16 protein-coding genes and 1 other annotated feature are annotated in these 14,508 nt (G+C 40.0%); of the genes, 10 read left to right on the top strand and 6 right to left on the bottom strand.

Annotated features, from left to right (window positions below; all coding sequences use genetic code 11):
* Window positions 1–113: 113 nt before the first annotated feature.
* From infC to PR683_RS02400, 10 genes are all read left to right on the top strand, one after another.
* On the top strand, window positions 114–653 hold the full coding sequence (infC, locus tag PR683_RS02360) for a translation initiation factor IF-3 (RefSeq protein WP_071524539.1): 540 nt from the start codon (window positions 114–116) through the stop codon (window positions 651–653).
* Between the two features lie 95 nt (window positions 654–748).
* A complete protein-coding gene (gene rpmI, locus PR683_RS02365; protein ID WP_004263702.1) occupies window positions 749–946 on the top strand; it encodes a 50S ribosomal protein L35 in 198 nt (65 codons plus the stop codon).
* 45 nt (window positions 947–991) lie between these two features.
* Window positions 992–1,348: a 50S ribosomal protein L20 gene (gene rplT / locus PR683_RS02370; protein WP_004263714.1), complete on the top strand. Its 357-nt coding sequence runs from the start codon at window positions 992–994 to the stop codon at window positions 1,346–1,348.
* 89 nt (window positions 1,349–1,437) lie between these two features.
* Window positions 1,438–1,567: a sequence feature (Phe leader region), on the top strand.
* Window positions 1,444–1,488, top strand: a complete 45-nt coding sequence (pheM, locus tag PR683_RS20370; RefSeq protein ID WP_123382177.1) for a pheST operon leader peptide PheM — start codon at window positions 1,444–1,446, stop codon at window positions 1,486–1,488. It overlaps the preceding feature by 45 nt.
* A 123-nt stretch (window positions 1,568–1,690) precedes the next feature.
* Entirely contained in the window at window positions 1,691–2,674 is a 984-nt protein-coding gene (gene pheS / locus PR683_RS02375; protein ID WP_004263717.1) for a phenylalanine--tRNA ligase subunit alpha, read from the top strand.
* A 14-nt stretch (window positions 2,675–2,688) separates the two neighbouring features.
* Window positions 2,689–5,076 carry a phenylalanine--tRNA ligase subunit beta gene (gene pheT, locus PR683_RS02380; RefSeq protein ID WP_272571296.1) on the top strand — a complete coding sequence of 796 codons (2,388 nt, stop codon included), beginning with the start codon at window positions 2,689–2,691 and terminating at the stop codon, window positions 5,074–5,076.
* A 4-nt stretch (window positions 5,077–5,080) separates the two neighbouring features.
* Window positions 5,081–5,377, top strand: coding sequence for an integration host factor subunit alpha (ihfA, locus tag PR683_RS02385; RefSeq protein ID WP_004263721.1), 297 nt, complete (start codon window positions 5,081–5,083; stop codon window positions 5,375–5,377).
* A gap of 204 nt (window positions 5,378–5,581) precedes the next feature.
* The gene (locus PR683_RS02390; RefSeq protein ID WP_272571262.1) at window positions 5,582–6,217 is read left to right on the top strand and encodes a hypothetical protein; all 636 of its coding nucleotides are present in this window, start codon (window positions 5,582–5,584) and stop codon (window positions 6,215–6,217) included.
* Window positions 6,218–6,543: 326 nt separating this feature from the next.
* Window positions 6,544–7,701, top strand: a complete 1,158-nt coding sequence (locus PR683_RS02395) for an SIR2 family protein (RefSeq protein WP_272571263.1) — start codon at window positions 6,544–6,546, stop codon at window positions 7,699–7,701.
* 15 nt (window positions 7,702–7,716) lie between these two features.
* Complete coding sequence (locus PR683_RS02400) at window positions 7,717–9,507, top strand: ATP-binding protein (protein WP_272571264.1); 1,791 nt, start codon at window positions 7,717–7,719, stop codon at window positions 9,505–9,507.
* Between the two features lie 31 nt (window positions 9,508–9,538).
* On the opposite strand, the gene PR683_RS02405 is transcribed toward PR683_RS02400, so the two are convergent.
* The 6 genes from PR683_RS02405 to PR683_RS02430 all read right to left on the bottom strand — a co-directional run bounded on the left by PR683_RS02405 (window position 9,539) and on the right by PR683_RS02430 (window position 14,506).
* Complete coding sequence (locus PR683_RS02405) at window positions 9,539–9,757, bottom strand: ogr/Delta-like zinc finger family protein (protein ID WP_272571265.1); 219 nt, start codon at window positions 9,755–9,757, stop codon at window positions 9,539–9,541.
* A gap of 71 nt (window positions 9,758–9,828) precedes the next feature.
* Window positions 9,829–10,926 (bottom strand): phage late control D family protein, encoded by a 1,098-nt coding sequence (locus tag PR683_RS02410; protein WP_272571266.1) that lies wholly within the window; start codon window positions 10,924–10,926, stop codon window positions 9,829–9,831.
* Window positions 10,923–11,369, bottom strand: coding sequence for a phage tail protein (locus PR683_RS02415; protein ID WP_048606826.1), 447 nt, complete (start codon window positions 11,367–11,369; stop codon window positions 10,923–10,925). Before PR683_RS02415 ends, PR683_RS02410 begins: the two co-directional genes overlap by 4 nt.
* Window positions 11,370–11,371: 2 nt before the next feature.
* On the bottom strand, window positions 11,372–14,071 hold the full coding sequence (locus tag PR683_RS02420) for a phage tail tape measure protein (protein ID WP_272581652.1): 2,700 nt from the start codon (window positions 14,069–14,071) through the stop codon (window positions 11,372–11,374).
* A complete protein-coding gene (locus PR683_RS02425) occupies window positions 14,064–14,183 on the bottom strand; it encodes a GpE family phage tail protein (RefSeq protein ID WP_272581653.1) in 120 nt (39 codons plus the stop codon). Before PR683_RS02425 ends, PR683_RS02420 begins: the two co-directional genes overlap by 8 nt.
* A 14-nt stretch (window positions 14,184–14,197) precedes the next feature.
* Window positions 14,198–14,506: a phage tail assembly protein gene (locus PR683_RS02430; RefSeq protein ID WP_036962040.1), complete on the bottom strand. Its 309-nt coding sequence runs from the start codon at window positions 14,504–14,506 to the stop codon at window positions 14,198–14,200.
* Window positions 14,507–14,508: the final 2 nt, after the last annotated feature.

The following is a 14,508-nucleotide window of genomic DNA, read 5'->3' on the forward strand; positions in this document are numbered from 1 at the left end:
AGCGCATGAAGACAAACACAGAATATCGTACACACGTCAGGTATTAACTATTGAGTGACGAGTGTATTTGCTTGAGAGAAGCAAATCTCTTTATCCAATTGGAGGAATGAAGTATTAAAGGCGGAAAAAGAATCCCAACAACACGTCCAAATCGTATTAATGATGAAATTCGTGTTCCAGAGGTCCGTTTAACGGGTTTAGACGGTGAACAGTTAGGCATCATGAGCGCACGCGAAGCGCTTGAAAAAGCTGAAGAAGCAGGTGTAGACCTAGTTGAAATTAGCCCAAATGCTGAACCGCCAGTTTGTCGTATTATGGATTACGGCAAATTCCTTTATGAGAAGAGCAAATCTCAAAAAGAGCAAAAAAAGAAACAAAAAGTTGTTCAGGTGAAGGAAATTAAATTCCGCCCTGGTACAGATGAAGGTGATTATCAGGTCAAACTACGCAACCTGACTCGCTTTCTGGAAGATGGTGATAAAGCTAAAGTTACACTACGTTTCCGTGGTCGTGAAATGGCTCACCAGCAGATTGGTCTGGAAATGCTTAATCGCATCAAAGCTGATCTGGAAGAGCTGGCATCCGTAGAGTCTTTCCCTTCAAGAATTGAAGGGCGTCAGATGATCATGGTGCTAGCACCGAAGAAGAAATAATTAGGCCTGCAAGTAATATTCATTTATAGCAATATAGATGTTATTCGCCTAATTAATTCGTAGTTAATCACAATGCGAAGTTGGAAATAAAAGAAATGCCAAAGATTAAAACTGTACGTGGCGCAGCAAAGCGCTTTAAAAAAACTGCAGGCGGTGGCTTTAAGCGTAAGCATGCAAACCTTCGTCATATCCTGACTAAAAAGTCAACTAAGCGTAAACGCCATTTACGTCCGAAAGGAATGGTATCTAAGGGCGATCTGGGTCTGGTAGTAGCTTGCCTGCCTTACGCATAAGTAAACAATTTAGTTAATTAAGATAAAAGACGATAGGAGATAGCTATGGCTCGCGCAAAACGTGGTGTAATCGCACGTGCACGTCACAAAAAAATTCTGAAGCAGGCGAAAGGTTACTATGGTGCACGTTCACGTGTTTACCGCGTAGCATTTCAAGCGGTAATCAAAGCTGGTCAATACGCTTACCGTGACCGCCGTCAACGTAAACGTCAGTTCCGTCAACTGTGGATCGCACGTATCAACGCTGCGGCTCGTCAGAATGGTCTGTCTTACAGCCGTTTCATCAATGGCTTGAAAAAAGCTTCAATTGAAATCGACCGTAAGATCTTAGCAGACATCGCAGTTTTCGATAAAGCAGCATTCACTGCTTTAGTTGAAAAAGCGAAAGGCGCTTTAGCTTAATTGTTTGCTTGAAAAGAGGAGGGTAACTTCCTCTTTTCATTTATAGCTATTTGTGTTAATACTTTAGATACAGTTAGTTATTAGGAATTTATTCTATGCATTTTGTGATTTTTCGTTTCTTTTTTTACTTTAGCACCTGAATTTCGGGGGCTTTTGCGCGTAAATAGAAAGAAGAAATGAAAAGTTACGCTAAAGCCTCCTTAGGGAGGCTTTTTTGTTTCTAGTTTTAAATTAAGTGCAGTAAAATCAGTTAAGTATTCATTCATTACCAAATAGAATGTGAAGCTTAAAATATATAGTGAATAACTAGCAAAAAGACCAAGCGGTCATAAAGGGGAAACAATGCCACATCTCGCTGAGTTGGTTGCACAGGCAAAAGCAGCCATTGAACAGGCCCAAGATGTTGCTACGTTGGAGTCAGTGCGTGTTGAATATTTAGGCAAGAGCGGCCATTTCACACTACAGATGAAAACGTTGCGTGATCTGCCTGCTGAGGAACGTCCAGCAGCAGGGGCTGTGATAAATGAAGCTAAAGTACAGGTTCAAGATGCACTGAACGCCCGTAAGGACGCGATGCAAGCTGAAATTCTTAATGCACGTCTAGTGTCAGAAAAAATTGATGTGTCATTACCAGGGCGTCGTATGGAAAATGGTGGGTTACACCCAGTCACCCGTACAATTCAGCGAATTGAAGAGTTTTTTGGCGAATTGGGTTTCTCTGTTGAAACAGGTCCAGAAATCGAAGATGACTACCATAATTTTGATGCACTAAATATACCTGCTCACCACCCCGCGCGTGCGGACCACGATACTTTTTGGTTCGATGCAAAACGCTTACTGCGTACGCAAACATCGGGTGTACAAATCCGTACAATGAATGGCCAACAACCACCGATTCGTATCATTGCCCCAGGTCGTGTATATCGTAATGACTACGACCAAACGCATACACCTATGTTCCATCAAACAGAAGGCCTGATTGTTGATAAAGATATCAGCTTTACCAATCTAAAAGGCACATTACATGATTTCTTGAATAACTTCTTTGAAGAAGAAGTCCAAGTACGTTTCCGCCCATCTTATTTCCCATTCACAGAACCTTCAGCAGAAGTTGACGTTATGGGTAAAAATGGTAAGTGGTTAGAAGTATTAGGTTGCGGAATGGTGCATCCAAATGTATTACGCAATGTAGGTATTGACCCAGAAGTCTATTCAGGTTTTGCATTTGGTATGGGAATGGAGCGCTTAACAATGCTGCGTTACGGTGTTTCTGACCTACGTGCATTCTTCGAAAATGATCTTCGTTTCCTCAAACAGTTTAAATAAGGCGGGTCTATCTCATGAAATTCAGTGAACTATGGTTACGCGAATGGGTGAACCCGGCGATCAGTAGTGAAGCATTATCAGAACAAATCACGATGGCAGGTTTGGAAGTTGACGGTGTAGATGCGGTTGCTGGCCAATTTCACGGCGTTGTTGTCGGTGAAGTGGTTGAGTGTGGTCAACACCCAAATGCAGACAAACTGCGTGTTACAAAAGTTAACGTGGGTGGTGAGCGTTTATTAGATATCGTCTGTGGTGCACCAAACTGCCGTCAAGGTTTGAAAGTTGCAGTTGCTACCGTGGGTGCGGTATTGCCCGGTGATTTTAAAATTAAAGCAGCAAAATTACGTGGCGAGCCTTCTGAAGGTATGCTGTGTTCTTATTCTGAGCTGGGTATTTCCGATGATCATAGCGGAATTATTGAATTGCCGCAGGATGCTACTATCGGTACCGATATTCGTGAATATCTAAAACTTGATGATAATGCGATTGAAATCAGCATTACACCTAACCGTGCAGATTGCTTAAGTATTCTTGGGGTTGCACGTGATGTCGCAGTTATTAATAAATTAGCGTTAAATGAACCAGTTATTAATGCTGTATCTGCGACAACAAAAGATACATTCCCAATTCGAGTCGAAGCGCCAAATGCGTGCCCACGTTTTTTAGGGCGAGTGATCAAAGATATTGATGTTTCAGCACCGACACCAATGTGGATGAAAGAAAAGCTACGTCGTGGTGGAGTCCGTTCTATTGACGCTGTTGTGGATATTACCAACTACGTTTTATTGGAATTGGGCCAACCTCAACACGCCTACGATCTAGACCGTTTAGACGGTGCTATTGTTGCTCGTATGGCTAAAGATGGTGAGAAACTGGTTCTTCTTGACGGTAGCGAAGCAACATTGAAATCAGACACCTTAGTAATCGCTGATGAGTCTAAAGCACTCGGGATCGCGGGTATTTTTGGTGGTGAGCACTCAGGCGTTAATAACGAAACCAAAAATATTTTATTAGAGTGTGCGTTTTTTGACCCATTATCGATTACAGGCCGCGCACGTAACTACGGTTTACATACCGATGCTTCACACCGTTTTGAACGCGGTGTTGACCCACAATTGCAGTTTAAAGCGATTGAACGTGCAACCTCACTGATTGTGGATATTTGCGGTGGTGAAGTGGGTGAAATCATTGATGTCACCAGTGAACAGCATTTACCGAAAGCAGCCAATATTAAGCTGACGCGCAATAAATTAGACCGTTTGATCGGCCACTTTATTGAAGATGAGTTAGTCACTGATATTTTGACGCGTTTAGGATGTAAAGTCACGGTTTCGGCTAACACATGGGATGTTGTTGCTCCAAGTTGGCGCTTCGATATGCAAATCGAAGAAGATTTAGTGGAAGAAGTCGCGCGTGTTTATGGCTATAACAGTATTCCTGATGTGCCACTGCGTGCCGACCTGGTCATGACTAATCATAAAGAAGCTAACTTACCTTTAAAACGTATTAAAGCGATGTTAGTTGACCGTGGTTATCAAGAAGCAATTACATATAGTTTTGTTGATCCTAAAGTTCAAGCTTTACTGCACCCACAACAAGACGCATTGATTTTACCTAACCCGATTTCTGTCGATATGTCAGCGATGCGTTTATCGCTGTTGACTGGTTTATTAGGAACGGTTGTCTATAATCAGAATCGTCAACAAAATAGAATTCGTTTATTTGAGACAGGTCTGCGCTTTATTCCTGATAATCAAGCAGAATATGGGATCCGTCAGGAACCAATGCTTGCAGGGGTCATCACAGGCAATAGATTTGAAGAACATTGGTCATTAGATAAACAAGTTGTTGACTTCTTTGACTTAAAAGGTGATCTTGAAGCTGTTTTTGAATTGACTGGGAAACTAAATCAAATTACATTTAAATCTGAGGCACACCCTGCATTGCATCCAGGTCAAAGTGCTGGGATTTATCTGGAAAATGAACACATTGGCTTTATTGGTGTGGTCCACCCAGAATTAGAACGCAAACTCGATTTAAATGGTCGTACGGTGGTGTTTGAGGTTCGTAGTGATGCGATAGCACAACGTGTCATCCCTGAAACTAAGGCGATTTCGCGCTATCCGTCGAACCGCCGTGACATCGCTGTAGTCGTGCCAGAAGATGTGGCTGCTGCTGAAGTTTTAGCAGAGTGTAAAAAAGTTGGCATAAATCATATAGTTGGCATAAACTTATTTGATGTGTACTGTGGTGAAGGAATAGCAGATGGCTACAAGAGCCTTGCTATCAGTCTTGTCTTCCAAGATACCCAACGTACCATGGAAGAAGAAGAGATCACTGCTACCGTTGATCTGTGTATTGCTGCGTTAAAACAGCGATTCCAAGCCTCCTTGAGGGACTAAACCTATGGCGCTTACTAAAGCTGAAATGTCAGAAAATTTGTTTGAAAAACTGGGTGTTAGCAAACGTGATGCTAAAGACCTTGTCGAAACTTTCTTTGAAGAGGTTCGCCTTTCCTTAGAAAATGGTGAGCAAGTAAAATTATCTGGATTCGGTAACTTTGATTTACGTGATAAAAATCAACGTCCCGGACGTAACCCAAAAACTGGGGAAGATATTCCAATTACTGCACGCCGTGTTGTTACTTTCCGCCCAGGCCAAAAATTAAAAAGCCGTGTAGAAAAAGCAACACCGAAAGAGTAATTATATCGTTTGATATAGAAAAAGACCGCCTAGGCGGTCTTTTGTTTATCTATAATTGCATGTTTTATAAAAGGATTTATAAAACATCATCCACATTACATCCACATGTAACCCACCTTTAGCATTAGCCCCTTGCAATAAGGGGCTTTACTTATCGGTTAAAGCCGACTTTAATTTATTCTCAATTCAATAAGGGGAAATATAATGCTTAGAACATTTTTTAGTGATGTAAAACACATTACGAGCACCAATTTTTTGACCCAAGTAAAAAAACTTTTTATTTGCTCTGCGTTTTCTGTATTTGCCTTGGTTGTTGGTATCAGTTCGGCTTCTGCTGTACCGTACCTTAAATCAAGTGAAGATTGCACAAAGCAAAATGAAGTTTACGCAACAATGAATGATGCAATGGAATATTTCAGTGATTATTATCCTGAAAATAATTCACTCGAAATTATTAGTGAATCACCACTAAATGTTAGGCTTTCAGCGGTAGCTTTTGAGCAAGACGGGCAAGACGTAAAGGAGCTACTAGCAAAACGAGCCATTGTCTATGGTGTTTATCGCTCATTAATTAATACGCCCAATGATAAAGTTACTGTCACTTCTTATTTAGTTGACACGAATGGAAAAAAACTGAAAGGCTCGCCTGAATACACAGCAACAATCACTAAGTCGCAGGCATTAGAGATCACTAAAAAATATGTTCCGATTAATAATTTGAGTGAGCTAACCGACGATAGCTGCTCTTTCACTGCGCAGTTCAATGAGCTGCGATTTGATGATAGTGGCAAAAAAGGCTTTGATAAGTTCTTTGATGAATTAATTAGTGTATCTAAATAGTATTGAAGACTTTATTTTGAAGTATGTGCGTTAGGGGGTAATCACATTAAATAAAAGGGTTTGCTCCCTCAAGCATCTACGTATTGAGCACATTTTAGATCTGTCCCTCATAATGAGGGGCTTTACTTATAAAATAGACCTGCATTTAACTTATTCTCAATTCAACATTAGTTACTTAATATAATTATAGGTTGAAGGCTAGTATTTAATCATGTGAATTATGAGGTTAACATTACTTTCTAGTTTTATAGCTAGCCCCCATTTTAATAATTAAAACTTATGTATAATCATACTATTTTTGAAGAACACTAAAGGTATTCAATCAAATGGCTGAAATTATAGAGAATATTGATATTAGTAAAATCCGTGATCAAGAATTGAATTTTTTGTTTGGAGCAGGTGCTTCAGCGGGACTTTTCCCTACGCTAGCGACAAAAATGAAAGATAACGAAGGCAATTGGGAGTCTATAGAAACATTGGCTCAATATTTTGAGGATTCGATACAAGATGATTATAAATCACTACTATTCATGTATTATTATAAACAATGCATAGAACCTGTAATGCAATTTGAATGGAATACCCAAGAAAAAATAAACGACTTGATTAAAAATAAAACGAATAGAATAGATGTTATTAATAATTATAAAAAATTTCTGTGTACATTATTATCTATTTTAGAAACCAAGAGTGAATATGATAAAAAAATCAATCTATTTACAACAAATTATGACTCTTGTTTTGTTGAGGCTTTCGAAGATTTAGATGAAAGCACTAAAGTTAAGTTAACGTTAAATGATGGTTCTCAGGGGTTTAAAGTTAAAACGCTTGAAGTAAGAAATTTTGATTCATTAAAAATTAGAAAAAGTCCTTTTGATAACTACCAATCTGTGATTCCTCAATTTAATATAATCCATTTGCATGGCTCTGCTTATTGGAGAAAGAAAAATGACTCAATACAGGTACAATATAGTAATGATGATAGGATTATTGATGATTTTCCAGATTCTGAGTTTAAACAATTCCAAGAAATGATTGAAAAAGATGATGCAAAGCGAGATGATATAGATTTTGATTTAGATGTGATTTTTTCATCTTCTTTTAAAGAAAGTTCTATTTCTTTTTGGGGTAAATACAAAAAATTACCAATAGTCAACCCTACAAAATGGAAATTTCATGAGACGGTTTTTGAAGAACATTATTACCAAATGCTGCGTTATATGAGTTATGTGCTAGAAAGAAGAAATTCAACACTTATTACTTTTGGTTTCTCTTTTGCTGATGAACATATAAGAAACTTACTAAAAAGGGCACTAAATAATAAATATTTCACGATGTATATATGCTGTTTTAAAAAAGAAAATATAGATAATTTAAATAAATATTTTGGTGATTGTAATAATGTAAAGTATGTTGTTTCGGATAATCCATTAGATTTTTCAGAATTTAATAGAGAAATATTCACACTTGATGATGTGTTATAATAAAAGGAATTAATTATGTCTATTTTAGTAGGTGAAGTCATTGGGATTAATGGTATCAAGGTTACAATTAATCTTTATGAGGAATCTAATAAAGACACATTATTTTATGATGGAAAAATTTTCAAAGGGGTGTCCATCAGAGAGTTTGTTCAGATAAAACGAGGGTTTAAAGATATTATTTGTATTGTTGAGGGGGAATATCTTGATGAAAAAAGGTATCAAGTTAATGATGATGCTCGTTATTATATTAGAACTGTGGAATTAAGACCTATTGGCTATTTTGAGCGTAAAAAATTTAATGAGGGTGTTAAATATTTACCATTGATAAAAGATAAAGTATATCTTTTAGAAGAAGATAAATTACCAGATATATTTGGCCGAAATAATGAAGATGGTTTTGTTATAGGTAAGTTATTGAAAGAAGATTATCCTATTTCATTAGACTGGAAGCGGTTATTTAATACACATATTGGTATATTTGGAAATACAGGAAGCGGAAAGTCAAACACACTTACTAAGCTTTATACAACATTGTTTGAAAATAAAATAAGATATATCAAAGGGAAAAGTAAATTTGTTGTTATTGATTTCAATGGAGAGTATACGTCAGAACAACTGACAACTGCTGAGTATAAGAGTGTATATAAATTAAATACAAATAACGAAGAAGATAAATTCCCTCTTATAGAAAGTGAGTTTTGGAATGTCGAATCATTAAGCATTTTATTTCAAGCGACTCCAAACACACAAAAACCTTTTATAAATAGAGTGATTTCAAGTAGGGATAAATACAAGGAATCCCCTAATAGTTTAGAAATTTACTTTAAAAAAACATTTGAGCGAATATTTACTGTAGCTTTGCCAAAGGCTGATAGTTTAGATTTAATAAGAGAGGTTGTATCTATTATTGAAAATGAAAACTTATATGACAAACTTAAATATGTCAACTGGAATGGTACTAGGCTTAATTTTTATATGAATGGGAATGTTTATTTTAACTCTGATTCTAATTCCTATGAACAGCACTTCAAAAGTCTAGTGGATGGGGTATCCATGCCTGAACTTGGAGTTTTTAATGAATTTAAATTACGTTGCCATTTGCAATTAATCAATGATTTAATTTTGGGCTTTGTTCAATATGAATTTATTCAACCTTTACTTAAAAGAATAGATGCATCATTAAATTCGCTAGAAAAAGTTATTGCAGTAACAAGAGAACCCCTTAATTCAAAAACTATTACAATTATTTCTTTAAGAAAATGCAACCAAGATATAAAAAAAATACTCCCGCTTCTGATATCTAAACACTATTATCAGCCGCATAAAGATAGCGTCTCTAATCCACCCCAAAAGACAGTTCATTTAATTATTGATGAAGCTCATAATATATTATCGCATCAATCTACAAGAGAAAGTGAGAGCTGGAAGGATTATCGATTAGAGCAATTTGAGGAGATAATAAAAGAAGGTAGGAAATTTGGATTTTTTTTAACATTATCTAGTCAACGACCCGCTGATATTTCTCCAACTATAATGTCTCAAATTCATAATTTTTTTATACATAAATTAGTTAATGATCGTGATTTATTTTTGATTGATAATACTATCAGTACGCTCGATAATATTTCAAAGAATATGATTCCAAATTTATCTAAAGGTTGTTGTATCGTCACAGGAACATCATTTGATATCCCTATGGTTCTTCAAGTTGACCTTTTAGATAAAACCCAGCAGCCAGATAGTGAAGATGTTGATCTAGTATCGCTTTGGTCTGATAAAGAGATGGCTCAGAACGTCGAAGAATAATATAAAGAGTCGTATAACGACTCTTTAATATTTATAACGCTAATGATGGCTGCTGAAACTTATTAGGATGCGGTTCAACAACATTAACATGTGCGGGTTTAACAACAATTTTGGTCACTGATTCGTGACTGACAAATGTGCAACCACAATTAATATTTTGGCACTGGTTATAGCGTTCTTTGGTTTCGGATGAGACTTGATAGGAACTACGTGTATGTGCAGAGTGACCGCATTCAGGACAATTCATCATGATTATGTATCCTTTGTCATGATGTTGATGTTATGTAAATTATATCATGTATATCCATACAGTCTAAAAAATTATTCGTCAGCTATATCTAAATCCGAAATTTTCACCTCTAACTCTAATACGGTTGTAAAACCACTGCCATTCAGTGAATGAACGACTCGCGTTAATGTCCAGTCCGCGTTATCAATTTCGGGTTTAAATCCGCTGACGGTGACAGGCATTTCAGGGTAGAGATCTGCACGACCAACCGCGAGTTGAATCGAAAATGATGCAACACCACGCTGGATTTTTTCCCAGTTGGCTTTTGCGGCTCGAGCGGCGTTTTCTTTAGTCGCGTAAGTATGAGAAAGTGTCAGGACGTTCCCTTGTTCGCCGGCTAGATATTCCCCTTGTTTTTCTTTCAGTTCAGCGGGTTTTGTAGGTTGTTTGCTTTTTCGCTTACGCTTTACCGTCACTGCTTTTTTCTTTTTCGGCTCACGTGTATCAAGCCAGTTAGCGATAACGCCGGTGTATGCTCCGCGGTCAGCCAGTGTAAAACGGTGACCATCACCGACTGAGCGATTAATGTGCATCGTTTGAATCGGTTGGCCAGTTGCGGTGAGCCCTTGACCTTGTTTCATAAACAGTAAGTTTCCGTTTTTAACCGCAACAATTGCCCCCTCGGATTTAGCCACTCGTGTGAGAAATGAGCCGTCCGATTCGTTGGTTTGGTCGATATGGACAAGCTTGATTTTATCTAATTTTTCATCAATAACCGCCTTTAACTTATTGCGTTCTGCTAAGGTTCGCACGATATCACCGAGTGTTTTTTGGTGGTAAGACTGCTCACGCTTGACGTTTAATGTGTCGCGAAAGTCCGCACTACGACCACGGATCGTGAGCTTATCTGGCACGCCGCTATGTTCAACCTCATCAACCGTAAACGTCCCCTTGTAGATCAGTGGTTCGTTTTTCCAACCAAGATGCAATGACAGGGTTTCACCTCGCTTGGGTAAGGCGAGTTGTCCGTCGCTATCATCCAGCTCAATATCTAACTGGTCAGCTTCAAAGCCGCGATTATCTGTCATGGTTAATGACATTAAACGCTCCTGAATCAGGCTATTAATATTTTCACCGCCGGCCGCAAGTACAAATGCAGGGGTTAGTTCATCTTTGGTTAAAAAACTCATAGCGGTAAGGCTCCGCGAATATCATTGAGCTGCTGACCTAGATCGCCAAACATTTGAGACAGTGATTCATCAGTGCGTTTTAATTTCAGCGTAAAATCAATTTTTCTGGCCGAGCCATCATCAAAAAAAATACTTTTCGATTGGGTGATTTCTTCAATCACAAACATACCGTAAATGGTGCCTGAGCCATCAATCAACGACCATGCTTTTCCCGTTTCTGCCATTTGCTCCAATACCAGCAATGACAGTCTGCCGCCAGTCAGTGACGGGAATAATGAGCCACTTAATGTGATATCGTCATTATCAAGGCCGATAAATTGAACTGAGGGGCGCTTGCCGACACGATTATTCACCCCATAACGGTATTTTTGGTTAATTTGCATCATCTGGTAAGGCGTTGTATTTAATTGAAAGACAAACAAGCCTAGTGCTGCCATTGCCATAATTAATCGTCCTCGCTGTCTTGATACCGACTCAGTCGTCTTGCCTGTTCACGCCGTTGGTTTTGCTCTAATTGTCTAGCAACTTCTCTTGCAATATCGTTTGCTGACTGATTCGGTAATGGGTAAACATTGATAGTGACCGGTGCAGTATTTGCCGCATGATTGCTTTGGTTTATGGTTGTTGGCGCGGACTGATAGCTATTTGCGGGTAAAGCATAAGGATGGATGGGTTTTGCTGTCGCGGTCATAGAGCCGATGGTTAATGCCGCCGCAGCCAGTGCAGCAGTTTTTCTCCGGCTAGTGATATGAGCTGGCCCATCAACAAGCTCGGGTCCATATTCCCCCACAATGCCAAATTGTCCACGGGGGATAAATCCGCCATTGTCGAACATGCCCGCACTCTTCATGCCAGCTTGAATAACGGTCACTTGTGACATGGCGCGCACAGCTTTGGTTTTATCCGAAAGCATCCAATCGGGCAATATGTTTGTAGCCATTTGCTTAAGTTCGGCAAATTGGGCTTTCAGTGATTCCCACTTTTCCAGAATGCCGTTTTTCAGGCTATCAATGATCTCACCGCCAATTTGTTTAAAGCGTTCCGGTAAACCTTTAACATCCGCGACAATCTGCTCCCACTTATCAGAAATGGTTTTCTTCACCAATGCCCACATACGAGAAGTGATAGCGACAATCTCATCCCAGTGCTGATAAACCAGCCCGACAAGCCCCCAATTCAGCACATAGGATTTAACCCCCTCCCAGAATTGGGAAAATATCTCTGTGACTCTGTTCCATAATTTTTTAGCGTACGGAACGATATCATCCCAATATTTATAAATCAGGTAAGCTGCGCCAGCGATAGCCGTGATAATTAAGATAATCGGGTTAGCTAATAGCGCACGGCCTAGCATCATAAATGCCGTTCCAATTAACTTAATAGGCTTAATCAGTAATGATAGAAAGCCGCTGCCTTTGATACCTAATACGGACAGACTTAATTTCGCCATGGCGAGTGGGCCAATTAATGCCGCAATCATCAATGTGATACCGCCACCAACGGCCAGCACCGCACCTAATCCCAACGTGATCATGGTGATTTGTTTGACCAGTTCAGGGTTTTTCTTTGCCCATTGGCCAAACTTCGAAATGAGATCAGTGACTCGTTTAGTGATATCCCGCAAAGGGCTATCCGCACCACCAAAAACTTGTATCCCCACATCTTCATAAGCCGAGGTTAAGTTTTTTAAGTCGCCATCAAGGTTATCTGTCATGGTTTTGGCGACTTTTTCTGCTTCCCCTTTAGCGGCTTTGATTTCAGCAATCATGGCCTGCAACTGACCGGAGCCAGCTTGGTCAACCAATACAGAGAGGGCAGAAAATGCCTCTTCACCGGCAATATGTTTAAACAGTCCAGCACGCTCTGCCGTACCCATTTTTTTAGTTTTTTTGTCTAGTTCGGCGAGTATGTCGGTAAATTGGCGCAAATTACCTTTGGCATCACGGGTTTTAATTTTCAATTTATCAAGGGCTTCACCAGCCATTTTCGGCGGCTCTGCCAAGCGCCCTAAAATAGAGCGTAAGCCTGTACCGGCCATACTGCCTTGAATACCCGCATCACCGAGTTTACTGGCGGCAACGGCAGCAGTTTCTAAATCGACACCGAGCCCCGAAGCAACCGGCGCTACATATTTCATCGTGTCGCCAAGCATAGTGAGGTTGGTGTTAGACCGCGTAAACGTGGCAACAAGGGCATCACTGACACGGTTCATTTCATTAGAATTCAGCTTAAAGCCGGTCAAGATGTTGGAACCAATATCAGCCGTGGTGGCCAAGTCGATATCACCGGCCAATGACATGGATAAAGTACCGGACATGGCATTTTTAATTTGCTCTGGCTTAAAACCAGCCATGGCATAGAACGCTTGGCCTTGTGCAACTTCATTAGCGGTAAATGCGGTTGTTGCCCCAAGGTCTCGCGCTTGCTCCCTTAACATCTTGTAGTCGTCGGAATTTTTATCAAGGCGGGTTAAGGCTTGCACTTTCGACATGCCGATTTCAAAATCATAGCCGGGTACTAAGACTTTTTTAGCCGCATAACCTAACCCTACACCGGATGCAAGCATACCCGCGCCGCTACCGGCCATTTTATTACGCACTCCCATGGCATTTTGATAGCTATTTTTTGCCGCTGACATGCGTTTTTCTTGATTAGCTACCCGTTTTAGTTGCTGCTCTTGTTGCTGTAATCGCCGGCTTGTGCTGCCAATGTCGCTATTTAATTTGATTTGGGCTTGGCTTAGTTGGCGTGTTGAAATCCCACTGCCTTTTAGTGCTTCCCGTTGGCGCTGCAGTGAGGCACTCAGTGTGCCGGTTTCAGTTTTGAGTTTTGCGGCCGCCGCTTTTGCGCGGTCAAGCTCCCGTGATTGGGCCCTCGTGGGATTTTGAACGGTGGATAATTCACGTGCTAGCCGGCTAACTTTGGCGGTAGCCTGTTGATACGCTTGACTAGCACTATCAAGGGATTGCTTGGTTTTCTTAAACCCGTCAATTTGCTTGGCTTGGTTGTTGAGCTCTTTGAGTTGTTGTTTAGATTTGCGGAGGGTTTCCGCCATTTTTTTATTTGACGCTTGGGCGCTCTTAAACGGTTTCGTAAATTTATCGACGGCGCTTAAAATCACCTGTAAACGTAAATCTTTACTCATCTTCTACACCGCTACGTTTAAGGGCGTGATAACGCCATTCTAATAATTCGGTTAGGGAAAATTCATCGTTGACAGCGGGTGACCAGTGAAAAATAGTGGCAATATCTGCCACTAAGTCATTGACGGTTAATCGTTCTGGAAATCCATAGTCACCGACTTCGGTAACAAAAAAAGCACAAGCTCTTTGGTTAAATTCAGCATATCGGCTGGGTTCATCATGATTAATTCGGGTTTCGTCAATGCCGGTGCGGTGACGCGGGGTAATACCAACATCGCCGAATCCACATCCATTTCCATCAGTGCGGCTAAACGAACACCACGCAATGCGCCAGAATTGGGTTTACGTACCACAATCTCTGTTACTGTGGTTGTTCCACGCGTGATGGGTTCATCTAGCGTGACGGTGATTTGATTTTTTTCTACGGGTTCAGTCATTT

Origin of the sequence: Providencia sp. PROV269, from assembly GCF_028477785.1 — a bacterium.
GTDB classification, from domain to species: domain Bacteria; phylum Pseudomonadota; class Gammaproteobacteria; order Enterobacterales; family Enterobacteriaceae; genus Providencia; species Providencia rettgeri.

Bases quoted from the DNA above. Each gene is read 5' to 3' on its own strand.
- PR683_RS02415 (WP_048606826.1), bottom strand. From the start codon at position 11,369: ATGGCAATGGCAGCACTAGGCTTGTTTGTCTTTCAATTAAATACAACG.
- PR683_RS02430 (WP_036962040.1), bottom strand. From the start codon at position 14,506: ATGACTGAACCCGTAGAAAAAAATCAAATCACCGTCACGCTAGATGAA.
- PR683_RS02400 (WP_272571264.1), top strand. From the start codon at position 7,717: ATGTCTATTTTAGTAGGTGAAGTCATTGGGATTAATGGTATCAAGGTT.
- PR683_RS02405 (WP_272571265.1), bottom strand. From the start codon at position 9,757: ATGATGAATTGTCCTGAATGCGGTCACTCTGCACATACACGTAGTTCC.
- PR683_RS02420 (WP_272581652.1), bottom strand. From the start codon at position 14,071: ATGAGTAAAGATTTACGTTTACAGGTGATTTTAAGCGCCGTCGATAAA.
- PR683_RS02390 (WP_272571262.1), top strand. From the start codon at position 5,582: ATGCTTAGAACATTTTTTAGTGATGTAAAACACATTACGAGCACCAAT.
- rplT (WP_004263714.1), top strand. From the start codon at position 992: ATGGCTCGCGCAAAACGTGGTGTAATCGCACGTGCACGTCACAAAAAA.
- ihfA (WP_004263721.1), top strand. From the start codon at position 5,081: ATGGCGCTTACTAAAGCTGAAATGTCAGAAAATTTGTTTGAAAAACTG.
- PR683_RS02410 (WP_272571266.1), bottom strand. From the start codon at position 10,926: ATGAGTTTTTTAACCAAAGATGAACTAACCCCTGCATTTGTACTTGCG.
- pheT (WP_272571296.1), top strand. From the start codon at position 2,689: ATGAAATTCAGTGAACTATGGTTACGCGAATGGGTGAACCCGGCGATC.
- PR683_RS02395 (WP_272571263.1), top strand. From the start codon at position 6,544: ATGGCTGAAATTATAGAGAATATTGATATTAGTAAAATCCGTGATCAA.
- rpmI (WP_004263702.1), top strand. From the start codon at position 749: ATGCCAAAGATTAAAACTGTACGTGGCGCAGCAAAGCGCTTTAAAAAA.
- pheS (WP_004263717.1), top strand. From the start codon at position 1,691: ATGCCACATCTCGCTGAGTTGGTTGCACAGGCAAAAGCAGCCATTGAA.